Source organism: Neisseria flava, assembly GCF_982712965.1.
The window spans coordinates 1-24422 of sequence record NZ_CEXQBZ010000135.1; the positions used below are offsets into that span (position 1 = coordinate 1).

At 50.0% G+C, this 24422-nt stretch carries 24 protein-coding genes; 22 read left to right on the top strand and 2 right to left on the bottom strand.

Annotated elements, in window-relative coordinates:
* On the top strand, positions 1-515 hold a 515-nt coding region (locus AC5M9B_RS10550; RefSeq protein ID WP_487648642.1), incomplete at its 5' end, for an IS30 family transposase.
* A 75-nt stretch (positions 516-590) separates the two neighbouring features.
* On the opposite strand, the gene AC5M9B_RS10555 is transcribed toward AC5M9B_RS10550, so the two are convergent.
* Both AC5M9B_RS10555 and AC5M9B_RS10560 read right to left on the bottom strand, forming a co-directional pair.
* Positions 591-1196: a DUF3465 domain-containing protein gene (locus AC5M9B_RS10555; protein ID WP_070654467.1), complete on the bottom strand. Its 606-nt coding sequence runs from the start codon at positions 1194-1196 to the stop codon at positions 591-593.
* Between the two features lie 105 nt (positions 1197-1301).
* Complete coding sequence (locus AC5M9B_RS10560) at positions 1302-2114, bottom strand: hypothetical protein (RefSeq protein WP_487648643.1); 813 nt, start codon at positions 2112-2114, stop codon at positions 1302-1304.
* A gap of 102 nt (positions 2115-2216) precedes the next feature.
* On the opposite strand from AC5M9B_RS10560, the gene AC5M9B_RS10565 reads away from it, so the two are divergent.
* From AC5M9B_RS10565 to mog, 21 genes are all read left to right on the top strand, one after another.
* Complete coding sequence (locus AC5M9B_RS10565) at positions 2217-2468, top strand: NGO1151 family protein (protein WP_016687175.1); 252 nt, start codon at positions 2217-2219, stop codon at positions 2466-2468.
* Between the two features lie 73 nt (positions 2469-2541).
* Positions 2542-3372, top strand: a complete 831-nt coding sequence (locus tag AC5M9B_RS10570) for a basic amino acid ABC transporter substrate-binding protein (protein ID WP_487648644.1) — start codon at positions 2542-2544, stop codon at positions 3370-3372.
* A 235-nt stretch (positions 3373-3607) separates the two neighbouring features.
* Positions 3608-4150: a DUF2478 domain-containing protein gene (locus tag AC5M9B_RS10575; RefSeq protein ID WP_070654479.1), complete on the top strand. Its 543-nt coding sequence runs from the start codon at positions 3608-3610 to the stop codon at positions 4148-4150.
* Between the two features lie 364 nt (positions 4151-4514).
* Positions 4515-6074, top strand: a complete 1560-nt coding sequence (gene narH, locus AC5M9B_RS10580; protein WP_070654470.1) for a nitrate reductase subunit beta — start codon at positions 4515-4517, stop codon at positions 6072-6074.
* Positions 6074-6742, top strand: coding sequence for a nitrate reductase molybdenum cofactor assembly chaperone (gene narJ / locus AC5M9B_RS10585; protein ID WP_070654471.1), 669 nt, complete (start codon positions 6074-6076; stop codon positions 6740-6742). Before narH ends, narJ begins: the two co-directional genes overlap by 1 nt.
* A gap of 2 nt (positions 6743-6744) precedes the next feature.
* On the top strand, positions 6745-7428 hold the full coding sequence (gene narI, locus AC5M9B_RS10590; protein ID WP_425326069.1) for a respiratory nitrate reductase subunit gamma: 684 nt from the start codon (positions 6745-6747) through the stop codon (positions 7426-7428).
* A gap of 310 nt (positions 7429-7738) precedes the next feature.
* Complete coding sequence (locus AC5M9B_RS10595; protein WP_019269910.1) at positions 7739-8401, top strand: response regulator; 663 nt, start codon at positions 7739-7741, stop codon at positions 8399-8401.
* A gap of 45 nt (positions 8402-8446) precedes the next feature.
* Positions 8447-8875, top strand: a complete 429-nt coding sequence (locus tag AC5M9B_RS10600) for a TOBE domain-containing protein (RefSeq protein ID WP_019269909.1) — start codon at positions 8447-8449, stop codon at positions 8873-8875.
* A 280-nt stretch (positions 8876-9155) separates the two neighbouring features.
* A complete protein-coding gene (locus AC5M9B_RS10605) occupies positions 9156-10415 on the top strand; it encodes an MFS transporter (protein ID WP_060974575.1) in 1260 nt (419 codons plus the stop codon).
* 60 nt (positions 10416-10475) lie between these two features.
* The gene (locus AC5M9B_RS10610) at positions 10476-11858 is read left to right on the top strand and encodes a NarK family nitrate/nitrite MFS transporter (protein ID WP_039406800.1); all 1383 of its coding nucleotides are present in this window, start codon (positions 10476-10478) and stop codon (positions 11856-11858) included.
* 239 nt (positions 11859-12097) lie between these two features.
* Positions 12098-13324: a molybdopterin molybdotransferase MoeA gene (gene moeA, locus AC5M9B_RS10615; protein ID WP_070654474.1), complete on the top strand. Its 1227-nt coding sequence runs from the start codon at positions 12098-12100 to the stop codon at positions 13322-13324.
* Positions 13321-14298 carry a GTP 3',8-cyclase MoaA gene (gene moaA, locus AC5M9B_RS10620; RefSeq protein ID WP_019269906.1) on the top strand — a complete coding sequence of 326 codons (978 nt, stop codon included), beginning with the start codon at positions 13321-13323 and terminating at the stop codon, positions 14296-14298. The genes moeA and moaA overlap by 4 nt, the downstream gene beginning before the upstream one ends.
* A 1-nt stretch (position 14299) precedes the next feature.
* Positions 14300-14932 (top strand): molybdenum cofactor guanylyltransferase, encoded by a 633-nt coding sequence (mobA, locus tag AC5M9B_RS10625; protein WP_083310338.1) that lies wholly within the window; start codon positions 14300-14302, stop codon positions 14930-14932.
* A 46-nt stretch (positions 14933-14978) separates the two neighbouring features.
* A complete protein-coding gene (gene moaC / locus AC5M9B_RS10630) occupies positions 14979-15452 on the top strand; it encodes a cyclic pyranopterin monophosphate synthase MoaC (RefSeq protein WP_070654475.1) in 474 nt (157 codons plus the stop codon).
* On the top strand, positions 15436-15696 hold the full coding sequence (moaD, locus tag AC5M9B_RS10635) for a molybdopterin converting factor subunit 1 (protein ID WP_083310339.1): 261 nt from the start codon (positions 15436-15438) through the stop codon (positions 15694-15696). Before moaC ends, moaD begins: the two co-directional genes overlap by 17 nt.
* 1 nt (position 15697) lies before the next feature.
* Positions 15698-16135, top strand: a complete 438-nt coding sequence (locus AC5M9B_RS10640) for a molybdenum cofactor biosynthesis protein MoaE (protein ID WP_070654477.1) — start codon at positions 15698-15700, stop codon at positions 16133-16135.
* Between the two features lie 222 nt (positions 16136-16357).
* Entirely contained in the window at positions 16358-17110 is a 753-nt protein-coding gene (gene modA, locus AC5M9B_RS10645; protein ID WP_019269901.1) for a molybdate ABC transporter substrate-binding protein, read from the top strand.
* Between the two features lie 24 nt (positions 17111-17134).
* Positions 17135-17806 (top strand): molybdate ABC transporter permease subunit, encoded by a 672-nt coding sequence (modB, locus tag AC5M9B_RS10650; RefSeq protein ID WP_019269900.1) that lies wholly within the window; start codon positions 17135-17137, stop codon positions 17804-17806.
* Positions 17803-18483, top strand: a complete 681-nt coding sequence (locus AC5M9B_RS10655) for an ATP-binding cassette domain-containing protein (RefSeq protein ID WP_039406817.1) — start codon at positions 17803-17805, stop codon at positions 18481-18483. Before modB ends, AC5M9B_RS10655 begins: the two co-directional genes overlap by 4 nt.
* 319 nt (positions 18484-18802) lie before the next feature.
* The gene (locus AC5M9B_RS10660) at positions 18803-22483 is read left to right on the top strand and encodes a nitrate reductase subunit alpha (RefSeq protein ID WP_070654478.1); all 3681 of its coding nucleotides are present in this window, start codon (positions 18803-18805) and stop codon (positions 22481-22483) included.
* A 362-nt stretch (positions 22484-22845) separates the two neighbouring features.
* Entirely contained in the window at positions 22846-23418 is a 573-nt protein-coding gene (gene mog / locus AC5M9B_RS10665; protein ID WP_019269898.1) for a molybdopterin adenylyltransferase, read from the top strand.
* The last annotated feature ends 1004 nt before the right edge of the window (positions 23419-24422 follow it).

Here is a 24422-nt window from a genome sequence, read left to right on the forward strand (position 1 = left end):
ACCGCGTCGGCATAGAAAACCGACCCGCTATCGTCGACCAGAAAACCCGCATCGGCGATTGGGAAGCCGACACCATCGTCGGCAAAGGACAGAAAAGCGCATTACTGACCTTGGTCGAACGCGTTACCCGCTACACCATCATCTGCAAATTGGACAGCCTCAAAGCCGAAGACACTGCTCTGGCAGCCATTAGGGTATTAAGGGCACATAAAGCCAGAGTCCACACCATCACCATGGACAACGGTAAAGAATTTTACCAACACACCAAAATAGCCAAAGCATTGAAAGCGGAGACTTATTTTTGCCGCCCCTACCATTCTTGGGAAAAAGGGCTGAATGAGAACACCAACGGACTCATCCGACAATATTTCCCCAAGCAAACCGATTTCCGAAACATCAGCGATCGGGAGATACGCAGGGTTCAAGATGAGTTGAACCACCGGCCAAGAAAAACACTTGGCTACGAAACGCCAAGTGTTTTATTCTTGAATCTGTTCAAACCACTGATACACTAGTGTTGCACTTGAAATCCGAATCCAAGGTCGTCTGAAAACGTTTTTCAGACGACCTTTTGCAATCTTTCCAAGCTTTTATTGATAAACCCGTCCGTTGTGCTCCAACCAGCCGTCGGTATGGCGGCCTGCGGGGTCGTGGTGCGTCCAATGGAGGACGCCGCCCTGCTCCGACCATTCGTATTCGCCGTAGAAGCCGACTTTATCGCCTTTTTTCAAGCCTTTAATTTTGTCGGCGAGGTCGATGTTGTGCGCCACTAAAAGCGTTTGCCCGCTCGACAGTTTCAAGATAAAACGCTGATGGCGCGTGCCTTGGTTGTCGTCGGGCAGCGTTTTCAGAACCGTACCTGAGCCCTTCACCTGAATATCGCTCTCTTGGTTTTCAAAGGCTTGCTGCAATATTTGTTCCGCGCTGCCCTGTCCTGCTTGGCGGTCGTTCTTCGGCTGCTTCGGTTGCGACTTTTTGGATGAAGGCTGCTCAGGCTGGGGCTGTTCGGATGGGCGTTTTTCCGCTTGGGTTTGGGTCTGTGTTTGGGTGGGTACGGCATCCGCTGCCTGACCCTGCCGCCCCTGCTGCATTTTTTGATAACCGACTACCACTGCGGCAACAATCAGTATCCAAATCCATTTGTTTTTATTCATAAAATCCGTGCCCAAAAAAATGCCCGACGGTTCATCGGGCATAAATTATTTGAAAGGAGTTAAATCACGATAACGTGAGCCACCATTATATACAAAATCGGCGGAAAAATCAGCATTTTCAGTCCGATACCTGAAGCGGCGGCGTGATCACGCTTTTTTGTTTCCCTGACTGTATTTCATTTCGTATTTGATGTCGTTCAGGATTTTTTTCACGTTGTAATCCAAAAGCTGTTCCACCAAATCGGGCGCCTGTTCGCTGAGGGTTTGTTGGAGCTGGTAGGTAAACAGCGCCATTTGTTTCTGCACGGCGGTGCGTATCATGCCGTTGACTGCGTCGGCGACGTGTGGGCGCAGGCGTTTGATCAAACGCTCGCTCAGGTCTTGCTCGGAAATGCAGAACACTTCCCTGCGGTTGATAACCTGCGGGTTCAACACGTTGATATTGACGGTAATCGGTGGCATTTCTTGTTTGGGGTCGTCTGAAACCTGCTCTTGCGCCTGCGGATTTTCATTTTCAGACGACGTTGCCTCTTCTTCTGCGGGCGCGTCAAATTCGACCGTTTTACGTTTCGGGTTCAGCCAAACCGTACGCGTGGACTCGATTTGTCTGTCTGTCGCACTCATTTGCAGCGAAGACTGAGCGTTCAACCAGTTTTCCTGCAAAATCACCATCGCATCGGTCTCCGCCGTTTCGGCAGCGTCTTCCTCCAACATGGCGTTGTGTTCTTCCTGCCATTTGCGCAGATATTCCGTCAACACGGCATCGCGGTTGGCATCGTCGAGCTTGACCGACTTGGCTTTGGGCTTCTGCTCGAGAGCTGGCTCTTGAGATTCGCGCACCAAAGGCGCGTGTGTGTAAGGTGCGTTCAATTGGCGGGTTTGCCGCAGCTTTTCCAAGCGGCTTTCCCAATCCAGGCTTTCATCCGTTTGTTGTGGCGTATCGGGACGATTCGTATCCATTTTTTGCTTTCGTTCTTCCGTTGTGTCATTTCATTTCACGCGCATAGCGAATGCCGTGATTTGCTATAATGCGGTATTTTAACAGATTCCCAGGAACACATCATGAGCAGCATCGAACAACGCCTCGAATATTTGGAAGAAGCCAACGACGTTTTGCGTATGCAGAACCACGTCCTCGCCACCGCCCTCAAAGGCCTGATCCGTTCGCTGCCGTCCGACATGGCAAACGAAGCCGTCGAGTCCATCCAGCTTGCCTTTGAAGACGCGCTCGCCGAATTGAACTACGAAGACAGCCCGCATACCGACCTCTTCCATGACGTAACCTACGCTTTTTTCCGCGAAAAAGAACACTGACGCGTAGCGACTTCCCCAAACCGTGTTAAACTATCCGTTTATTTATTAATATCCGTAAAGAAGGAACCTCCCCATGAACATGAAAAAATGGATTGCAGCCGCCCTCGCCTGCTCCGCGCTGGCACTCTCCGCCTGCGGCGGCCAAAGCAAAGACGCATCCTCGTCAGCCCCTAAAGCCGACAAAGTGTACCGCGTCGCCGCCAATGCCGAATTCGCCCCTTTCGAATCATTGGATTCCGCCGGCAACGTTGAAGGTTTCGACGTCGATTTGATGAATGCCATGGCAAAAACCGGCAACTTCAAAGTCGAATTCAAACACCAGCCTTGGGACAGTCTCTTCCCCGCCCTCAAAAACGGCGATACGGATATCGTCATCTCCGGCGTAACCATTACCGACGAGCGCAAGCAATCCATGGATTTCACCGACCCTTATTTTGAAATCACCCAAGTCGTCCTCGTTCCCAAAGGCAAAAAAGTCGCCTCTTCAGACGACCTCAAAAACATGGCGAAAGTCGGTGTCGTTACCGGTCAAACCGGCGACTTCTCCGTTTCCAAACTCTTGGGCAACGACAATCCGAAAATCGCCCGCTTTGAAAGCGTTCCTTTGGTCATCAAAGAGCTGGAAAACGGCGGCGTGGATGCCGTGGTCAGCGACAGCGCGGTCATCGCCAACTATGTGAAAAACAACCCGACCAAAAGCATGGACTTCATCACGCTGCCTGATTTCACGATTGAAAACTACGGCATTGCCGTACGCAAAGGTGACGAAGCGACCGTTAAAATGCTGAACGAAGCGCTGAAAAAAGTACGCGACAGCGGCGAATACGACAAAATCCACGCCAAATACTTCGCCAAAGAAGGCGATAAAGCGGCAGCCGCCAGCCAACCTGAAGCAGCCAAATAATCTGTTTCAACGTTCTTAAGCAATAAGAAAGGTCGTCTGAAAGCCTGTACCGCGGTTTTCAGACGACCTTTTGTTTAATGAGCGGGCCATCTTATCTCTAATGACGGCTATACTGTCCCTGCAATTTCCCGACTGACATCTACGGACAATCGCCCCAAGAGATTCAAACGTTTTAATGTTTGCAACGACATTGCAAGATTTTGCCCAAAACTCCAATACCCTTGAAAGTGAATTTATGTCTAATCAAATAGAACAACAATCAGACTATGCCATCGCTGCCGTGGTATATGCTGATGAAGGCGATGCTGCGATAACTGCATTATGGCAGGCCGTGCGCCGGTTGCAACAAGACGGATGGCGCGTGGCCGGACTATTGAATCCGATAGACAACGAAGGTAAGCACAGTAATTCGGAGCTGGCTTCCGTCGCAGACAACCGATGCTTTTCCATCTTCCAAAATCTCGGCAACCATTCCAGTGGCTGCAAACTGGACGCCGGCGCACTGGCAGCGGCAGGTTCGGTGATTCGCGAAGCCATAGCGGAAGGCACGGATTTGGTAGTCATTAACAAATTTGGCCATGGAGAAATCGATAACCGCGGTTTGTTGTTGGAATACCTTGCCGCTATCAGCTCAGGTATTCCGGTTCTAACCACCTTGCAAAGCAAATACCTGCCGGACTGGCGAAGCTTTTCAGGCGAAGCGGGTGGGGAACTACCTGCAGATACCGATACCGTTCTTGACTGGATAAAGCAATCCGTCAAACGAACCTTGCCTTAAAATATTAACCCACCACACGGCAGACTGCCTTATTCATATGTGTATTTTTCAATTTTATGGTTATGAAGTCTGCTGTTTCCACTGTCTTTCTTATTTTGATGAAGACAACCGTAACTATTTTTTCAACCCCTACTCGATACTCCCAAAGTAGTATATACTTTTACTCCTTAAGACAGCCTTACCCCCTTATTTTGCTGTCTTAGGCTACGCTTTCTATGCATATTTTTCTTGTATGCGCTCCTATAAACTCCTAAGCGTCAAAATTTTTTAAAATAAGCTACCATTACCACCCCATAATTAACAGCCATGTTCAAATGGCTTGCTAGACAGGCCATCTAGAAACCAAACCAAAAGGAACACTACCATGAAAATCAGAGCACAAGTCGGCATGGTTCTGAACTTAGACAAATGTATCGGCTGCCATACCTGCTCCGTTACCTGCAAGAACGTCTGGACTTCGCGTGACGGCGTAGAGTATGCGTGGTTTAACAACGTCGAAACCAAGCCAGGCATCGGCTTTCCGAAAAACTGGGAAGACCAAAACAAATGGAATGGCGGCTGGGTGCGCAAACCCAACGGCAAACTGGTACCTAAGCAAGGCGGCAAATTGAAGATTTTGGCGAATATTTTTGCCAACCCGAACATGCCGCAAATCGACGACTACTACGAGCCGTTCACCTACGATTACGAGCATCTGCAAAACGCGCCGAAAATGAAAACGCCGCCGACCGCCCGTCCTGTCTCTGTGCTCACCGGCAAAAAAATGGACAAAGTGGAATGGGGTCCGAACTGGGAAGACGATTTGGCAGGCGAATTTGAAAAACGTGCAAAAGATGTACTGTTTGAAGGCATTCAAAAAGACATGCACGCTGCGTTCGAACAAACCTTCATGATGTACCTGCCGCGCCTGTGCGAGCATTGTTTGAACCCGACCTGTGTGGCATCCTGCCCGTCAGGCAGCATCTACAAACGCGAAGACGACGGCATCGTACTGATCGACCAAGACAAATGCCGTGGCTGGCGTATGTGCGTATCCGGCTGCCCCTACAAAAAAATCTACTACAACTGGACTTCCGGCAAAGCTGAAAAATGTACATTCTGCTATCCGCGTATCGAAGGCGGCCAGCCGACCGTGTGTTCCGAAACCTGCGTAGGCCGCATCCGCTATTTGGGCGTACTGCTGTACGATGCAGACAAAATCGAAGAAGCCGCGTCAGTGGAAAATCCGCAAGACCTGTACGAACAGCAACTGGGCGTATTCCTCAACCCGCATGACCCCGAAGTACAACGCGAAGCATTGAAACAAGGTATCAGCCAAAGCTGGCTTGATGCTGCCCAAAAATCGCCCGTGTACAAAATGGCAATGGAATGGAAAGTGGCATTCCCGCTGCACCCGGAATACCGCACCTTGCCAATGGTTTGGTACATCCCGCCGCTTTCACCGATTCAATCTGCCATCGAAAACGGTTTGGTGGGCGAAAACGGTATTATCCCAAGCGTGGATGAAATGCGTATCCCGCTGAGATATCTGGCCAACCTGCTCACCGCCGGCAAAATTGAGCCAATCAAAGAAGCACTGGAGCGCATGATTGCTATGCGCCGCTTCAAACGCGGACAAGTGGTTCACGGTGAAACACCGGCTCAAGCACTGGAAGGTACCGGCCTTACGCCCGAAATGGTCGAAGACATGTATCAAATCATGGCTATTGCCAATTATGAAGACCGCTTCGTCATCCCGACTTCACACAAAGAAATGGTTGAAAACAGTTTCGGCGATAAAGCCAGCTGCGGCTTTACCTTCGGCAACGGCTGCTCCGGCGGCAGCAGCGAAGAAAGCCTGTTTGGCAAACGCAAAGGCACACCGATTATTTTCCACGGTCTGCGCAAAGATGCGGAAAAAAATCGTGAAGAAGGAGTACGTTGATGAGCGCGAATCCCGTTTACAAATGGTTTTCCGCGCTGTTGTGCTATCCTGAAGCCGAGATGATCGAAGCTCTGCCTGAGTTTCAGGCTGCCTTGAAAGAATGGCTCGAACTGCAATCACAGGAAGGTCGTCTGAAAAACTTTTTAGACTACCTAGGCAATCACAATCTGCGCGAATTGCAGGAAAACTACGTTGCTACCTTCGACCGCAATCGCAACCACGCACTCTATATTTTCGAGCATGTTTACGGCGAAGACCGAGACCGCGGCAGCGCGATGGTGGACTTATTGCAAGAATACCGCAACCACGGCTTCGAGTTGGGCGACGACGAATTGCCCGACTATCTGCCCGCACTGCTGGAATACTTAAGCCAAGTGCCGTCAGAACACGCACAAAAACTCTTGGGCGATGCCGTACATGTGATCGCCCACATCGGAGGAAATCTTGAGAAAAGCGGTTCGCCTTACGCCGTATTGCTGCAAGGCATTACCGCGCTCAGTCCGGTCGCACCACAACCTCTCATCGAGCCCCCCGTGCGCGATATGGACGAAGCCATGGAAACATTCGGCCCAGATATTTCCGGCACCGAGCCACTGCTAAAACCAAGCGTCGAAACCGTACAGTTTTATCCTAAAGCCGCTTTTCAGGCGGACTCAAAAGGAGTATGAACATGAATACCCTGCACCAATTCTTCTTCGGCATCTTCCCCTATATTGCTCTTGCAATCTTCTTCTTCGGCAGCCTCGTGCGCTTCGACCGTGAGCAATATTCATGGAAAAGCGAATCCAGCCAACTCCTTTACGAAGGCCAGTTGCGCTTAGGTAATATACTATTTCACGTCGGCATCATAGCCGTATTCTTCGGACACTTGTTCGGACTGCTCACCCCTTTATGGTTTTGGGATGCTCTAGGCGTTTCCCACGGTGCCAAACAAATCTTTGCGATGGTAATGGGCGGCATCTTCGGCACAACCGCAATGATCGGCTTAATTATCTTGCTGCAACGTCGTCTGAAATGCGACCGCTTGGCTGCAAACACCACTTGGCGTGACAAACTGGTATTGCTTTGGCTCATCACCACCTTGGGTTTGGGTTTGTTGACTATCTTTGTGAGCATGAGTCATACAGACGGTCATGAAATGGTGAAACTGATGAGCTGGGCTCAACATATTGTAACCTTCCGCGGTGAAGCTGCCAACTATATCAAAGATGTAAGCTTTCTGTTTAAATTGCATATGGTAATGGGCATGGGCTTGTTTGTCATTTTCCCATTCACCCGCTTGGTGCACGTATGGAGCGGCTTCGCCAGCGTTGCTTATCTCGGCCGCGCATGGCAACTGGTTCGCCGCCGCTGATTTCTTTAAATTTTTAACAGGCCATCCGAAGAATTTTCGGATAGCCTGTTTTATTATTACGATCAGGTTGGCTATTTTAAATACCCTATCCATCCAATTCACCAAACGACACAAGCCAACCTACTTGATGAAATATATGGTTAATTATAAAGTACTAGGCTCATTTAGCACCGACTTATTTCCCATCTTCATATCGGTCTGAATATTATAAGAAATCGGACATTACGCATTCACGCCGCCTCGAATTGGATTACAGCATAGACGATACCCCCCATATTTACCTTACCGCAACCAGAAAGACTTTTAAAAGATGAGTTTGAATGAAACTATCCGCATTGCCTTGATAGACGACCATACCCTGTTCCGTAGCGGTATAAAAGCCCTACTGACCAGACAGGATAACTATGAAGTAGTCGGTGAAGCAGCTGACGGTCTCAGCGGTGTGAAATTAGTTGAGCAAACCGATCCCGACGTTGTATTGCTAGACTTGGACATGCCTGTAATGAACGGGCGCGAAGCTTTGGCTCAAATCCTTAGCAGTCGGCCTGAACAGGTAGTGGTAATGCTGACTGTCTCTGAAGATAGCGAAGATTTAACTGAGTGCATGCGTCTCGGGGCGCGCGGCTTTTTACTAAAAAACATCCATGCGGATTTTCTGGTTGATGCCATCCGCAAAGCAGCAGAAGGCGATAATGTTTTTTCACCTGAGATGACTGCCCGCTTGGTACAATCTCTGATTCAACCCAATACCCCTCCAGCAACCAGGGCGTTGGATGCACTGACAACGCGGGAATTGGAAATTCTTGGCTACCTAGCTGCCGGGCACAGTAACAAAATCATTGCACGTAAGCTTAATCTGGCGGAATCCACCATCAAAGTACATGTGCAGAGTATTTTGCGCAAACTTGAATTATCCAGCCGCGTACAGGCTGCCGTTTATGCCGTTCAACATAATGTACCACAGCCGCTCTGACCACCCACTCTCCTTTTTAAGAATACTTCAGCATAAGGAACACTCATGAAAAGCAGTGCCCGCAATCAACTGGCCGGTACGGTAACCCACATCGAACACAGCAACGGCTCATGCCTGGTTACCCTTGCCAGCGCAGGCGGTATCGAAATTCATGCACAAATCAGCAGTTTCAGCCTAAAGCGTTTGAAACTGTCTGTCGGCAGCCCGGTTATCGCCATGATTAAAGCAGCATCGGTCGTACTGGCGACTGACCTCGCACCCATGACATTATCGGCAGAAAACTGCCTGCACGGCACTGTGAAACGTGTGGAACAAGGGTCAGTCAACAATGTCGTTACACTTGATATTAATAATGAAATTAACTTATGTGCAACCATTACACTCTACAGCAGCGAAACGCTTGCCCTAGAACAGGACCGACCGGCCACTGCCGTTTTCAATGCCAATCAAGTCATGTTAGGCGTTTTAATTTGAAACAGAAAATTTCCAACATATGCAAAAGGTCGTCTGAAATGGTTTTCAGACGACCTTTTTCTACAATGCTTGACGTTTTACAAAGCCAAAGCGTACCATCCTATGTATCTACGCCTAAATAACTAGTACCCTGCTTATTTAAGACTAATTTCTACTATTCCAATGCTTTGCTATGTCCATGCTTCAGAGCAATGCGTGATAGCTCGCGAACGCGTAAGTTAAAGCTGTGTAAAAATCCGATTAACTTATGGTAAACCACTAGAAAGGAAGGGGCAGCAAGATGGCCTCGGAAACTTACAAACGCTACTCGGTGCTATTCTCCAGCACTCTATCTTTTACTGTCTGTTTTATGATTTGGATGATGCTGGCCGTTGTCGGCATCAAAGTTCAGGAAGAAATGGGGTTTAACCAAACCCAATACGGCATTCTGATTGCTCTGCCGGTGCTTTCCGGTGCGCTGATCCGTGTACCGTTAGGCATCCTTACCGATAAATTTGGCGGCCGTATCGTGCTGTTTACCTTGATGATCCTATCCGTACCAACCATTTTTCTGATGCGCTACGCCAATCAATATTGGCATTTCTTGGTAATCGGTCTGGTGATGGGCTTGGCCGGCGGTTCGTTCTCGGTAGGTACTCCCTATGTGGCACGCTGGTTCCCCAAACACCAACAAGGCGTGGCAATGGGGATATTCGGCGCGGGCAATGCAGGTAGTGCAATCAATAAATTCCTTGCCGCCTGGCTGATTGTTACCTTTGGAACTTGGCAGATTGTCCCTACCGTATACTCAGCCATTATGCTGGCTACCGCGATACTCTTTTGGTTTACCAGCTATCACGATCCCAAACACTTGGTCTCTTCCAACGTTACGTTGAAAGAACAATTAGCACTCTTGAAAGACCCGGGCGTGCTGCGATACAGCCAATATTACTCCGTAGTCTTCGGCGGCTATGTGGCACTGGCATTGTGGATGACCAAATACTATGTGGGCGAATACGGTATGCCACTGCAAACGGCGGCATTTTTGGCAGCCTGCTTCTCACTGCCGGGAGGTGTACTGCGTGCTTTCGGCGGCTACCTTTCCGACAAATTCGGTGCATATAAGGTAACTTGGGCGGTAATGTGGTTGATTTGGATATGTTTCTTCATACTCTCCTACCCGCAAACCGATCTTTCCATCCGCACGACCGACGGCGGTTCGCTAACCATGCACCTCGGTCTCAATGTAACCGTATTCACGATACTAATGTTCACAGTGGGTGTAGCCACTGCGGTAGGCAAAGCTTCCGTATTCAAGTTTGTAGCTGACGACTATCCCGATAATATCGGTGCCGTATCCGGTATTGTCGGCCTGGCCGGTGGCCTGGGCGGTTTCCTTCTGCCGATTATGTTCGGCGCATTGGAAGACTGGACTGGCATTCGCTCTACTTCTTTCATGCTGCTCTACGGTACAGTCTGCGTTTCGCTGATTTGGATGCACTTTTCGTTTAAAGCCAAACGCGAAAGTGATATGAAAGCCTTAAAAGAGCGTCAATCCTAAATCTGTAGTTCGTCTGAAAATTTTCAGACGACCCAACACCTATCAGAAGGAGCCCTTTTTATGTCTCATCTTATCGAACATTGGCAGCCGGAAGATAAAACCTTCTGGCAGCAAACAGGTAAAAAAATTGCCACCCGCAATTTGTGGATTTCTATCCCTGCCCTCCTCCTTGCCTTCGCTATCTGGCAAGTATGGAGCGTGGCGGTAGTCAACCTGCCCAATATCGGCTTCAAATACAGCGAAAACCAGCTCTTCTGGCTGGCCGCCCTGCCCGCCTTATCCGGGGCGACCTTGCGTATCTTCTATTCTTTCATGGTGCCCATATTCGGCGGCCGCAAATGGACGGCCATCTCTACCGCCAGCCTGCTGCTGCCGGCTATCGGCTTGGGTTTTGCCGTTCAAAACCCGAACACCAGCTACATTACCATGATGGTACTGGCGCTCCTGTGCGGCTTCGGCGGCGGCAACTTCTCCTCCAGCATGTCCAATATCAGTTTCTTTTTCCCCAAAGCCGAAAAAGGCACTGCTCTCGGCCTGAATGCAGGCTTGGGCAATCTGGGGGTATCTGCCGTACAGTTTGTCGTACCGCTCATTATTACTGCAGGTGTCTTCGGAGCCCTTGGTGGAGAGCCGCAAACTTGGACGAAAGGCGATGTAACCAAACAAATTTGGTTACAAAACGCCGGCTTTATCTGGGTGCCTTTCATTATTCTTTCCACCCTAGCCGCTTGGTTTGGCATGAACGATTTGGCTTCCGCCAAAGCCAGCTTCAAAGACCAGGCCGTGATTTTCAGCCGCAAGCATAACTGGATTATGTGCATCCTTTATTTGGGCACTTTCGGCTCCTTCATCGGTTTTGCCGCAGGCTTCCCCTTGCTGATCAAGAGTCAGTTTACCGGGATTGATCCTGTAAAATATGCCTTCCTCGGCCCTTTGGTCGGTGCTTTGGCCCGCCCATTCGGCGGCTGGATCTCTGACAAAATCAAAAGCGGCGCACTGATTACCCAATTTGTTTTCATCGGCATGATTGTGGCGGTATGCGGCGTAATTTTCTTCCTTCCCAACAATGGTGAAGGCGGCAACTTCTGGGGCTTCTTTGCCTGCTTCCTGGCTCTATTTACACTCACCGGAATTGGTAATGGTTCTACCTTTATGCAGGTACCGGTAATTTTCCTTAATATGCACCAAAAATTTGCCGAAGAAGGCAAAGTCAGTGAAGAGCAAGCCCGTTTGGATGCTACCAAAGAAGGCGCAGCCGTAATCGGCTTTACTGCCGCCTTTGCAGCCTATGGCGGCTTCTTCATTCCGAAAAGCTACGGCACATCCATCGACCTAACCGGTGGTGTAAATGCCGCCCTGATTGGCTTTATCATATTCTATGCAATTTGTGCGGCACTTAACTGGTGGTATTACACCCGTAAAGGCGCTGAAGCCAAATGCTGATGTCCGAACACTAAGTACACAGGCCGTCTGAAAGCTTTCAGACGACCTGTCTTTATCATTACTAATTCTAAAGTATTAATCCAACTATGTCTTTTGACCACTGCCAAATGCTTTGTATGCATTCAAATCTGATTTTTACTGCTTTACCATGACGGATATTCAACCAGTATCCCCTATCCCACAAATTTCCAAACAGTTAAATTACTGGAAGACAACTTGCAGCACAGGAGACACACACCATGGCACTTACATCCGTCAGCGAACTGCAAACCCTGATTCATGAACACATCACCCGCACACCACGTCTGCCTGAAATCGAGCATATTCCTGTTGCCCAAAGCATAGGGCGCGTTTTAGCCGAGGACATGGTGTCCGCCCTAAACATTCCCGCTACCAACATTTCCGCCATGGACGGCTACGCCCTACCGTCTGATGCTGCCGCCGGAAGCTGTTGGCAGATAGTAGGCGAATCTGCCGCAGGTAAACCTTTCGCCGGCGACCTGCCCAAAGACGGCTGCATCCGTATCATGACCGGGGCTGTGGTTCCACCCGGCAGTACCTGCGTAGTATTGCAAGAAAACACTAAAACCGAAGGCAACGCCATTATCCTTACCCAAGACGTAGCCGTTGGTGCCAATATCCGCTACGGCGGCGAGGAAGTGGCAGCCGGCGATACAGTGCTTACCGCCGGCCGTATCCTCCGCCCTGCAGACGTGATGCTGTTGGCTGCTATTGGTATCGGACAAGTACCGGTTTACCGCAAAATCAAAGTAGCCGTGCTGTCTACGGGCGACGAACTTAACGAACCCGGCACGCCTGCCACCGACAATGGGCAAGTTTACGACAGCAATCGCCACACCTTAATGGCACGCTTGGCTGCCATGCCGGTGGAAGTTTTGGATTTGGGACAAGCTGCCGACGATTTGGAAAGCGTGCTGCATACATTGAACGAAGCTTCATGTATGGCTGACGTAGTGATTACTTCTGGCGGCGTATCGGTAGGCGATTACGATTATATGCGTGAAGCAGTCAATCGCCTGGGAGCTATCCATCACTATAAAGTCGCCATCAAACCGGGCAAACCGTTTGTATTCGGTCAAATGTTGAAAACTTGGTATTTCGGTCTGCCCGGCAATCCCGTTTCCGGCTATGTAGGTTTCGACTTGTTTTTGAAAGCCGCACTCTGGCAGTTATGTGGGGCACAAGACATTCCCCAACCTTTCCGTTTGCAGGCCGTATTATCTCAGCAAGTAAAAAAATCTCCTGGTCGTATGGACATCCAGCGTGCCGTATTGACACAAACTGCCGACGGCACATGGGAAGCTTCCCCCGCCGGCGAACAGGATTCCCACCGTGTATGGGGTGTCAGCCGTGCCAATGGCTACATTATCCTACCTGCCGAGGCAGGTAACCTACCTGCCGGCGCTACCGTTACTATCCAACCATTTACAGAGGCTTTTCTATGAGCGCGTTAACCGATTCTTTTAACCGTCGGCTAACCTACCTGCGTCTGTCGGTAACCGACTTATGCAACTATCGCTGTACGTATTGCCTGCCTGACGGCTATATTGGCAAAGCCAAACCCGATGAATTGACATTACCTGAAATCGAAACCCTGGCTCAAACCTTCGCACGCAGCGGAACCCGAAAAATCCGCTTAACCGGAGGCGAGCCGACACTGCGGCGTGATTTAGCAGATATCATTGCCATTTGCCGTGCCCAACCGCAAATCGAAAGCGTAGCCCTTACCACCAATGCCTTTAAACTGGCAAAACTGTTTCCGCTATACCGCGCCGCCGGCATCGACAAACTGAACATCAGTATTGACAGCTTCGATCCGGAAGTGTTTTATCAAATTACCGGAAAGCGTGAATGCAACAACATTATTCGTGCTTTGGACGGCATCTTAGAGCAGGGTTTTTACGACATCAAAGTCAACACTTTATTACTGCGCCGTTATATGTCCCGCACCTTGGCCGATGCGCTGGATTTCGTCCGCCACCGTCCGGTTACCTTACGCTTTATCGAGCTGATGCAAACGCGAGACAACACTGCCTTTTTCGGCAAACAACATTTTTCTGCCGCTACCATAGAAACAGGCCTGCAAGCAGAAGGCTGGCAATTGGTACCGCGTTCGGCACATGCCGGTCCGGCACGGGAATACCGCCACCGCGATTTCGCCGGCGGCATAGGCTTTATCGCACCTTACAGCAAAGATTTCTGCCAAAGTTGCAACCGGCTGAGAGTCACTGCGCAAGGTAAAATGCACTTGTGTCTATTCGGCGGTATCGCTTATGATTTGCGCCCATGGCTTAGCAGCGGCGACCAAGCCGGTCTGCAGAAGCACTTGCACGAACTGATGGCGGAAAAACCGGAGCACCACTTCCTGCACGACCGCAAATTCGGCCTGATCCGTGACCTATCCATGATTGGTGGTTGAAATGGCTGGCGTAACCGCTACCCGTAATGAGCCGTTATTGATTTTATGTGGTGGTCTCAGCAGCCGTATGGGTACGCCTAAAGCCTTACTTCCATTCGATGGCGTTTCCCTGATACATAAGCTGATTCAACAAACCCATCCTAACCGTCCTGTTTGGCTAGCAGCCGCCGGTCAGATTTATCCTGACACAGGGCGTGCTTATTATCTTAATGACGCTCTCCCCGAACGACAGGGACCGCTGGCCGCCATTCTGCCGGCACTGCAACAAGCACACCGGCAAGGTGCAACCGGAATTTATGTACTGGCCTGCGACACCCTCCTACACCCCGAAGTAGTAATCAAACTACTGACCGAAGGCTCGCATCAACCTGCTTGGCAACAGGGTATTACCCTGCTGGCAGATGCCGACAGCGGCCGTCCCCATCCCTTAATGTCGCATTGGCCGGTAGCCGTGCGGCACGATTTGCAAACTTATCTGGCACAAGGCAAACGCAAAGTAACCGCTTGGCTGGATACACAGCTTTGTCAAACCATCGTTATGCCTGATACCTGGCAAGCGGTATCCAATTTCAACACACCTGCCGATTTCGAACACGCCGTGGCAGCTGCCAAAACACTGCCTGGGGTCGTCTGAAATAAATTGCCTGACCGAATAAAGCCATCTCAAAACGGAGTATTTAATGTCCCTGACTCATTTAGACGAACACAGCCGAAGCCGTATGGTAGATGTCGGCGAAAAAGTGACCACCCGCCGCGTAGCCGTAGCCGAGGGCTGGGTGGTTTTCCCACCGGATGTGTATGCCCAAATCCAAGCAGCCAATGGCCAAACCGCCAAAGGCACAGTGAGCGAAGTAGCTCGTCTGGCCGGCATCATGGCTGCTAAAAATACCTCCCAGCTCATTCCGTTGTGTCACCCAATGATGTTGGAACGCTGCAAGCTCGCCTTGAACTATGAAGATGATGAATACCGCCTGCATATCCAAGCCGAAGTAGCGGTATCTCACAAAACGGGGGTGGAAATGGAAGCACTGACCGCAGTATCTGTGGCGGCACTCACCGTTTACGATATGACCAAGGCACTAAGTCACGATATCCGCATTGAACAAATACGCCTGGTTCACAAGTCCGGAGGCAAACATGACTTCAACCGTTGAGCCGATGCGCATCACCGTCCTCTACTTTGCCGCCTTACGCGAACAAAGTGGTAAAGAACAGGAAATCAGGCTTACCCATGCCACCGATGTTGCCGCCCTCTATGCCGAGCTGGCTGCCGAGTATGATTGGGATTTACCGCAAAACCGCTTGCGCGCCGCAGTCAACCACGCCTTTTGCCCTTGGCAGCAACCCCTGCAAACCGGCGATACCGTTGCCTTTATTCCACCCATTGCTGGAGGTTGAAATGTTTTTTGATCTAACTGAACAAGCCATAGACGCTGCAGTCTTACGCCGGCGCATGCTCGACAACGAGCAATGCGGTGCCTTCACCTGCTTTGAAGGCTGGGTACGCCGTCAAAACGACGGCAGCCGGGTGGATTATTTGGTATACAGCACTTACGAAGCATTGGCATGCAAACAAGGAGAAGCTGTATTGGCACAAGCCAAACAGCGTTTTGCTATCGAAGATGCTGTTTGCGTCCATCGTTACGGCCGCTTGGAAGTAGGCGATATGGCAGTCTGGGTAGGTGTTACCGCCGGACATCGCGATGCCGCTTTTGCCGCCTGCCGTTTCATTATTGACACCATCAAAGCCGAAGTGCCGATTTGGAAACAGGAATTCTATAGTGATGGTCAGGCATCTGCCTGGCTGGCCAATCCTGAAGGGTTGCCGTCAGAATAATTTATAGCAACCTCCAAACATCAACATCCAACCATCCTTACCGCCCTTGTCTGTCCACTTACAGGCTACGGCGGTTTTTAATATCCAAATTATTTAGCAATGCATCCATTATAACTACAACTTTAGTAGTATATTACCGTTTAATTCCTTCTACCAATGGCTGCACATCTCAGTTCCTGCTATTTTCATCTACCTTTTCTTTTTCGATTAAAGGATCACGACATGAACCACCTGTCCCGCTTAACTGCTCTAGCTACTTTGATGCTGGCTGCCTTGCCATTGCAAGCTAAAGATATAACTGTTTCCGCCGCTGCCAGCCTAAAAGATGCGTTTCAAGAAATTGCTGCTCAATACAAACACCAACATCCCGATGTAGATGTAAAACTGAACACCGCCGGATCAGGTGTCTTACTGCAACAACTGCTGCAAGGTGCACCGGTAGACGTGGTAGCCTTTGCCGACCAAAAAACCATGGACATGGCCGCTGAAAAAAATGCAGTGGATACCTCTACCCGCCGTACTTTTGTGCGCAATGACCTGGTATTGATTGTTCCAAAGAACAGCCGTACTTCTGCGTCCTCACTACAAGATCTCAAGCGTCCCGCCATCAACCGTATCGCGTTGAGCAACCCGGAAAGCGTACCGGTAGGGCGTTATGCCAAAGCCGCTCTGGAAAAAGCTGGCCTGTTTACTGCCCTCCAGCCGAAAATCATCACTACTCAAAACGTTCGCCACTCCCTTGACTATGTCGCTCGAGGAGAAGTGGATGCAGGCTTTGTATATCGTACTGATGCGGTGCTGATGCCCCAAAAAGTGCGTATTACCGCCACCATTCCGCTCGATACTCCAGTTTCCTACCCGATTGCGGTCAGCACTGACAGCAATGATAAAGCCGAAGCGCAACGTTTCCTCAACTTTGTACTGTCTCCAAAAGGCCGCCAAGTATTAAACAAATACGGCTTTAGCCACCCATAAACCTTTTTTCATGTAGTCTGAAATATGTGGCAAGATGTTTGGCCGGCACTCGGCCTATCGTTAAAAGTGGCCTTCTGGGCCACTTTCCTCAATTTACTGCTGGGCATTGCTGTCGGATTTCTGCTTGCCAGGCGGAATTTCTCCGGCCGCGACCTGCTCGACACAGTCCTGACCCTGCCCATGGTGCTACCGCCTACTGTACTCGGTTACTACCTGCTGGTTTTGTTCGGCCGTAATGGCACCATCGGACAATGGTTAAACCATACCTTCGACATCCGCTTAATTTTTACTTGGCAGGGTGCGGTCTTAGCTGCGATGGTCGTTACCTTTCCCTTGGTTTTCAAACCTGCCCGTGCAGCCTTTGAAGGCGTCAACCCGCAATTGGAACAAGCCGCCCGAGTGCTGGGTTTATCGGAAAGTGCCGTTTTCCTGCGCGTTACCCTCCCTTTGGCCTGGCGAGGCCTGCTGGTCGGCCTTCTGTTAGCGTTTGCCCGAGCATTGGGCGAATTCGGTGCCACACTAATGATTGCCGGTAGCATTCCTGGTCAAACCCAAACTCTCTCCATTGCCGTATATGAAGCTGTTCAGGCGGGGAACGACTCCTTGGCCAACCAACTGGTACTGCTGATTTCTACCGTCTGCATTACGGTTTTATGGACGACTTCCCGTTTAGCCAAACCTAAGGATCGCACATGAACCATACGGACTGGATATTCGATTTCTCCTTACAAGCACAAGTGGCTGCAGGCAAAAAACGTTTTAATTTAGACGTTTGCTGTCGAAGCAAAGCCCGCCGGCTGGCCATTATCGGCCCATCCGGCTCCGGCAAAAGTCTGACCCTGCAACTATTGGCCGGCCTTCTGCCTCCTGCACAAGGATATGTCCGCATTAACGGGCAAATCTATGGCGATACGGCACAGAAAATCTGGTTGCCGCCGCAACAACGGCAAGTTGGGCTAATGTTTCAAGACTACGCCCTATTCCCCCATCTGACTGTGGCACAAAATATCGCTTTCGGACTACAACACGGCTGGTACAATCCTTCAAACCGTAACCTTACAGAATCGGTACTCCTGTGGCTGGAACGGATGCAGCTGCAACATATCTCCGGCCATTATCCGCACCAAATTTCCGGCGGTCAGAAACAGCGTACAGCCCTAGCCCGTGCCTGTATCACCCGTCCGAAATGGCTGCTATTGGATGAACCGTTCTCTGCCCTAGATGCCGATCTGCGCCAACAAATGCGCCAACTGGTAGGAGAGCTGCAAAGCGAATTATCAGTACCCATGCTCATCATCAGCCACGATTCTGCCGATACAAACGCATTAGCAGATGAAGTGCTTTATATGGAAAACGGTCGTCTGAATGGTTAAAAAGCAGGTATTTTAAATAGACACACAGTAAAAAGCATGTAGGCTTTCTTTTCAGACGACCTGCCTTGGTGCTCGAAGCAAAAACATCGCTCTCCGATGCCGAAAATATCAATTCGACATATTCCCCTGCCCAAGCCTGTGCATATAAGCCAAAATAACTAACCACTAGCATCAAAAGTATTATCTTTTTCCTTCTTTTTTCTTTACGGCAACCCCTTTCGGAGCATATTATCTAGTCTTCAACTATTTTATATTGCAGACGTAGAAAACTATTCTGGTTACACATACTGACCGGAATAATAACCATAAGGAACCCGCCATGAGCCACTTTTTAGACCGACTGAAATTTTTCAGCCAAAAACATGAGCCCTTTGCCAACGGACACGGCGTACTGACCGAAGAAGACCGCAAATGGGAAAATGCCTACCGTAGCCGCTGGCAACACGATAAAGTGGTACGTTCCACTCACGGTGTGAACTGTACCGGTTCGTGCAGCTGGAAAGTTTATGTGAAAAACGGCCTGATTACTTGGGAAACCCAGCAGACCGACTATCCGCGCACCCGTCCGGATTTGCCCAACCATGAACCACGCGGCTGCCCACGCGGCGCGTCGTACAGTTGGTATGTTTACTCTGCCCAGCGCATCAAATATCCGATGATGCGCGGCGCGCTGGCTGAGCTGTGGCGCGAAGCGCGTAAAACCAAAGACCCGATCGAAGCATGGAAATGGATTGTGGAAGATCCTGAGCGCTCCAAATCCTACAAATCCCAGCGCGGTTTGGGCGGCTTCGTGCGTTCCAACTGGGACGAAGCTTATGAAATGGTGGCCGCAGCCAACTGCTACACCATCAAGAAATACGGCCCCGACCGTGTTATCGGCTTCTCGCCGATTCCCGCCATGTCTATGGTCAGCTATGCCGCTGGCGCACGCTATCTCGGCTTGATCGGTGGCGTACCGCTGTCGTTCTACGATTGGTATTGCGACCTGCCGCCTGCTTCACCGCAGACTTGGGGTGAGCAAACCGACGTGGCCGAATCCGCCGATTGGTATAACTCCAATTATCTTCTGGTCTGGGGTTCCAACGTGCCGATGACACGCACGCCCGATGCCCACTTCTATACCGAAGTGCGCTACAAAGGCACCAAAACCGTTGCCATATCTTCCGACTTCGGCGAAATGGCCAAGTTCAGCGATATCTGGCTGGCACCGCGCCAAGGTACGGATGCCGCGCTGGCAATGGCGATGGGGCACGTTATCCTCAAAGAATTCCATATCGACAATCCATCCGACTATTTCCAAGACTATTGCCGCCGCCTGACCGATATGCCGGTGCTGGTGTGCCTGAAGGAAGACGGCGAAGGCTACCGCCCCGAATACACCCTGCGCGCTTCTCATCTGAGCGACAACTTCGGCGAAGAGAAGAATCCCGATTGGAAAGTGCTGGCGTGGAACGAGAAAACCAACAGCCTGATGCTGCCCAACGGCTCCATCGGCTTCCGTTGGGATGGCAGCCAAAAATGGAATCTGGAAACCAAGGCTCAGAATGACCAGGATGTTCAGGCAGCCTTGTCGCTGAAGGCGTGCGCCGATGACGTGGTACGCGTTGGTTTCGATTACTTCGGCGGCGAATTCGACGAAGAAAAAACCTTCCGCAAAGTACCGGTAAAACGCATCACCTTGGCCGACGGCAGCAGCCAGCTGGTGGCCACCGTATTCGACCTCCTGGTAGCGCAATACGGCGTGGACAACGGCTTGGGCGACGAGAACGTAGCCAAAGACTACTTTGACGACAAACCCTACACGCCGAAATGGCAGGAAAAACACACTGGCGTTGCGCCCGAACGCGTGATTCAGGTAGCCCGCGAGTTCGCCAAAAACGCGCACGATACCAAAGGCCGCTCGATGATTATCGTCGGCGCCGGCCTGAACCACTGGTATTACCTGGACATGAACTATCGCGGCCTGATCAACATGCTGATGATGTGCGGCACCATCGGCAAGTCCGGCGGCGGCTGGTGCCATTATGTAGGCCAGGAAAAACTGCGTCCGCAGTCCGGCTGGGCGCCGCTGACTTTCGCGCTCGACTGGCACCGCCCCGCGCGCCAGATGGCCGGCACGTCCTTCTTCTACAACCACACCGGCCAGTACCGCCACGAAACCGTGTCCGCCGACGAGCTGCTCACGTCCGACGCGGGCGACGATATGCGCCGCCTGACCATGATCGACTACAACGCCAAAGCCGAACGCATGGGCTGGACGCCGAGTGCGCCGCAGTTGGAAACCAACCCGCTGGACGTTACCGATGCAGCCGAGGCGGCGGGTATGTCGCCCGCCGACTATGTGGTCAAAGGCCTGAAAGAAGGCACGCTGGACATGTCCTGCAACGATCCGGAAAACCCGAAAAACTGGCCGCGCAATATGTTTATTTGGCGTTCCAACATTTTGGGTTCGTCCGGCAAAGGCCACGAATATTTCCTGAAATACCTGCTCGGCACGCAAAACGGCCTGATGAGCGACGAAGACGACTGCCTGAAACCTGCCGAAGTGAAGCAGCGGGAAGGAGTGGAAGGCAAGCTGGATTTGTTCACGCTCCTGGATTTCCGCATGAACACCACCTGCCTGTACGCCGACGTGATTTTCCCGACCGCCACTTGGTACGAGAAATACGATCTGAACACGTCCGACATGCACCCGTTCATCCATCCGTTTACCGAAGCGGTGCAGCCTTTGTGGCAGAGCAGGTCTGACTGGGAAATCTACAAAGGCCTGGCCAAAAAATTCAGCGAGCTGGCCAAAGACTACTTGGGCGTACGCAAAGACATCGTGCTCACGCCGCTGATGCACGACAGCCCGCAGGAACTCGGTCAGCCGTTCGACCCGAAAGATTGGAAACTGGGCGAGTGCGAACCCATCCCGGGCAAAACCATGCCGGCGATGACCGTGGTGGAACGTGATTACGGCGCGATTTACGAGAAATTCACTTCTGTCGGCCCGCTGCTGGAAAAAGTCAACAATAACGGTAAAGGTATGGCTTGGGATACCAAACATGAAGTTGAATTCCTACGTAAACTCAACGGCGTACAAGCCGAAGGGGTCGGAAAAGGTCAACCGAAAATCGAAACTGCCATTGATGCCTGCGAGATGATATTAACCCTCGCTCCGGAAACCAACGGACATGTGGCAAAAAAGGCTTGGCAAGCCTTGGGCAAAGCTACAGGCCGCGACCATACACATCTGATTAATGCCAGCGAGCACACGCAAATCCGCTTTCACGACATCGTCGCCCAGCCGCGCAAGATTGTTACCTCGCCGATTTGGTCGGGAGTGGAGAGCGAAGAAGTGTGCTACACCGCCGGCTATACCAATGTGCACGAGCTGATTCCGTGGCGCACGCTGACCGGCCGCCAGCAGTTCTACCAAGACCACAAGTGGATGCGCGATTTCGGTGCTGCTTTCTGCGTGTACCGTCCGGCGGTGGACACCAAAACCACCAAACAGCTGCTGGGCAAAATGCCTAACGGCAATCCGGAAATCACACTCAACTTCCTCACACCGCACCAGAAGTGGGGTATCCACAGTACCTATTCTGAAAACCTGCGTATGCTCACGCTCTCACGCGGCGGCCCGCACGTGTGGATTTCCGAAATCGATGCCAAGAAAGCCGGTTTGGTGGATAACGACTGGGTGGAAGTGTTCAACACCAACGGTTCGATTGCCTGCCGTGTGATTGTGAGCCAGCGTATTCCCGAAACTATGATTTTGATGTACCACGCTCAGGAAAAACTGGTACATACTCCGGCGGCAGAAACCACCAAAAAACGCGGCGGTATCCACAACTCGGTAACCAAGGCGGTCTTGAACCCGACCCACATGATAGGCGGCTACGCGCAATTGGCGTACAGCTTCAACTACTACGGCACAGTAGGCTCTAACCGTGATGAATGGGTGATTGTGCGTAAAATGAACAAAGTGGATTGGATGGACGAACCGGCAGGTTAAGGTCGTCTGAAAACTTAGTGAAGAGCAATGCCTGCCTGAGAGGAAACTTTCAGACAGGCATTTTTTATTATCAAATTCTCCGTCAATAGGAAATAAAGCGGCTGAGGCAATTTATGCACAAGATTTCATTCATAGCTAACTACTTGTTGAGCAGAACAATAATGAGGAGATAATCAGAATATCATCCTATTTGAGATTGAGTACATTTATTGAGAAATGATTTTTATAGACAACTTCTCAAGCTAGCCTTTACCTGAAGATATGTATTTTAAGTCCTGCTATTTTGCACATTGCCAACACCCACAACAGATACAGCTAATCAGGTACAATGTAGTTTTCTATCTTTTGGGTCTGCTATTATCATGAACACACTCCCTACCATCACCATCGGCCTAATTTCCACCAGTGACCGCGCCAGCAGCGGCGTGTATGCCGATGAAGGAATTCCCGCACTCAAAAGCTGGCTTGACAAAGCCGTCCTCAATCCGATCCGTTATGTAGAAGCCCTTATTCCTGACGATCAAGACGAAATCAAAAGCGTGCTTATCCATATGGCAGATGAAGAGCATTGCGATGTGATTTTTACCACCGGCGGCACAGGACCTGCCCCTCGCGACATCACCCCCGAAGCCACGCAAGCCGTATTAGACAAAGAACTGCCCGGTTTTGGCGAACAAATGCGCCGTATCAGCCTGCATTATGTACCCACAGCCATTTTGTCACGCCAAACAGCAGGCATTCGTGGCAACAGCCTGATTGTGAATCTACCCGGCCGACCGAAAGCCATTGCTGAAACATTGGGCGGCGTACGTTCGGAAGATGGCAGCATCGTTGTACCAGGTCTATTCGGCGCCATTCCTTATTGCGTAGATTTAATCGGCGGTGATTTCATTGAAACCGATACCGCCATTTGTACCACCTTCCGCCCCAAATAAAAATAAACTTCTTCCATATTTTTATGGCCGGCTATAGTTACTCCCGCTCTCTAACTGCTGAATCATACCTGCACGAAGATTCTAATCGCTTAACTCCTATTTATAGGACAAATAAATTAAAAAACTGTTAGCATCAAGCTTTTGTAAACAAACCATAATCAATACATAATTTCAAAGCTATATGCTTACTATGAATATCCACCATTTCAAAAGTCTAAAATTATAAAAGTCGTCTGAAAAGCAAACTTAATCCTACCCTCCTTTTCAGACGACTCTCTATTCTAACTTTACTCCTTTACATCATATAGCTGAATAATAATTCATGACCTAAATATAATTGAGTATTTACATCATTTGGGTACCAAAAGGCCACCGCTATTCAAAGGACAAAAAGCACCAATAAGCTTTTGGTTACCTGTTTATCGCTATCGACGGATTTTCAATAAAGTTATATACTGCCATTTTGCTGGACAAAACCTCAGACAGAACAGTCAAAATTCTGACCGAACACCTGATTAAATGCGTTTACTCTGACAATAAGTACGCGATACAAAAGCTCAGCCAACCATGCTTTCGGTATGACTTGTTATGAGGGCAGTATTGGTTAGAACTTTATTCGAGTTACCTGACCGCAGATCAACAGGAGGGCAAAACGTGTAATCCTCACCTTGATGGAAATATGGCATGATGAGTTTCTATTTAGGGATTCAGAATACCAGTAAAATAAACTGCAATGATTTGTGAATTTTTATAAAATAAAATAAAGTAAAGTTATATAAAGGTCTGAAGGGAGTGCCTTTTGAGGTTTTACAGGCTTATTTTTCTCAACCTGTTGTGTAACAACTCGATGTTTTCTTATATCAGATCATTACCATTCATATGAGTACAATTTCACAATATTGCAGGAATTGCCGAAACGGTATATTGAGACCTTTGCAATAACATAGGTTACTAAAATTTTATACTCAATCTCATTTTCAAAATGCAAAACCTTTCTGATTTTT

Bases quoted from the DNA above. Each gene is read 5' to 3' on its own strand.
- AC5M9B_RS10555 (WP_070654467.1), bottom strand. From the start codon at position 1,196: ATGCCCGATGAACCGTCGGGCATTTTTTTGGGCACGGATTTTATGAAT.
- AC5M9B_RS10600 (WP_019269909.1), top strand. From the start codon at position 8,447: ATGAAAAGCAGTGCCCGCAATCAACTGGCCGGTACGGTAACCCACATC.
- AC5M9B_RS10605 (WP_060974575.1), top strand. From the start codon at position 9,156: ATGGCCTCGGAAACTTACAAACGCTACTCGGTGCTATTCTCCAGCACT.
- modB (WP_019269900.1), top strand. From the start codon at position 17,135: ATGTGGCAAGATGTTTGGCCGGCACTCGGCCTATCGTTAAAAGTGGCC.
- AC5M9B_RS10660 (WP_070654478.1), top strand. From the start codon at position 18,803: ATGAGCCACTTTTTAGACCGACTGAAATTTTTCAGCCAAAAACATGAG.
- AC5M9B_RS10640 (WP_070654477.1), top strand. From the start codon at position 15,698: ATGTTTTTTGATCTAACTGAACAAGCCATAGACGCTGCAGTCTTACGC.
- moeA (WP_070654474.1), top strand. From the start codon at position 12,098: ATGGCACTTACATCCGTCAGCGAACTGCAAACCCTGATTCATGAACAC.
- mobA (WP_083310338.1), top strand. From the start codon at position 14,300: ATGGCTGGCGTAACCGCTACCCGTAATGAGCCGTTATTGATTTTATGT.
- AC5M9B_RS10565 (WP_016687175.1), top strand. From the start codon at position 2,217: ATGAGCAGCATCGAACAACGCCTCGAATATTTGGAAGAAGCCAACGAC.
- AC5M9B_RS10560 (WP_487648643.1), bottom strand. From the start codon at position 2,114: ATGGATACGAATCGTCCCGATACGCCACAACAAACGGATGAAAGCCTG.
- narH (WP_070654470.1), top strand. From the start codon at position 4,515: ATGAAAATCAGAGCACAAGTCGGCATGGTTCTGAACTTAGACAAATGT.
- moaC (WP_070654475.1), top strand. From the start codon at position 14,979: ATGTCCCTGACTCATTTAGACGAACACAGCCGAAGCCGTATGGTAGAT.
- moaA (WP_019269906.1), top strand. From the start codon at position 13,321: ATGAGCGCGTTAACCGATTCTTTTAACCGTCGGCTAACCTACCTGCGT.
- AC5M9B_RS10610 (WP_039406800.1), top strand. From the start codon at position 10,476: ATGTCTCATCTTATCGAACATTGGCAGCCGGAAGATAAAACCTTCTGG.
- AC5M9B_RS10655 (WP_039406817.1), top strand. From the start codon at position 17,803: ATGAACCATACGGACTGGATATTCGATTTCTCCTTACAAGCACAAGTG.
- moaD (WP_083310339.1), top strand. From the start codon at position 15,436: ATGACTTCAACCGTTGAGCCGATGCGCATCACCGTCCTCTACTTTGCC.
- modA (WP_019269901.1), top strand. From the start codon at position 16,358: ATGAACCACCTGTCCCGCTTAACTGCTCTAGCTACTTTGATGCTGGCT.
- narI (WP_425326069.1), top strand. From the start codon at position 6,745: ATGAATACCCTGCACCAATTCTTCTTCGGCATCTTCCCCTATATTGCT.
- AC5M9B_RS10570 (WP_487648644.1), top strand. From the start codon at position 2,542: ATGAACATGAAAAAATGGATTGCAGCCGCCCTCGCCTGCTCCGCGCTG.
- AC5M9B_RS10595 (WP_019269910.1), top strand. From the start codon at position 7,739: ATGAGTTTGAATGAAACTATCCGCATTGCCTTGATAGACGACCATACC.
- mog (WP_019269898.1), top strand. From the start codon at position 22,846: ATGAACACACTCCCTACCATCACCATCGGCCTAATTTCCACCAGTGAC.
- narJ (WP_070654471.1), top strand. From the start codon at position 6,074: ATGAGCGCGAATCCCGTTTACAAATGGTTTTCCGCGCTGTTGTGCTAT.
- AC5M9B_RS10575 (WP_070654479.1), top strand. From the start codon at position 3,608: ATGTCTAATCAAATAGAACAACAATCAGACTATGCCATCGCTGCCGTG.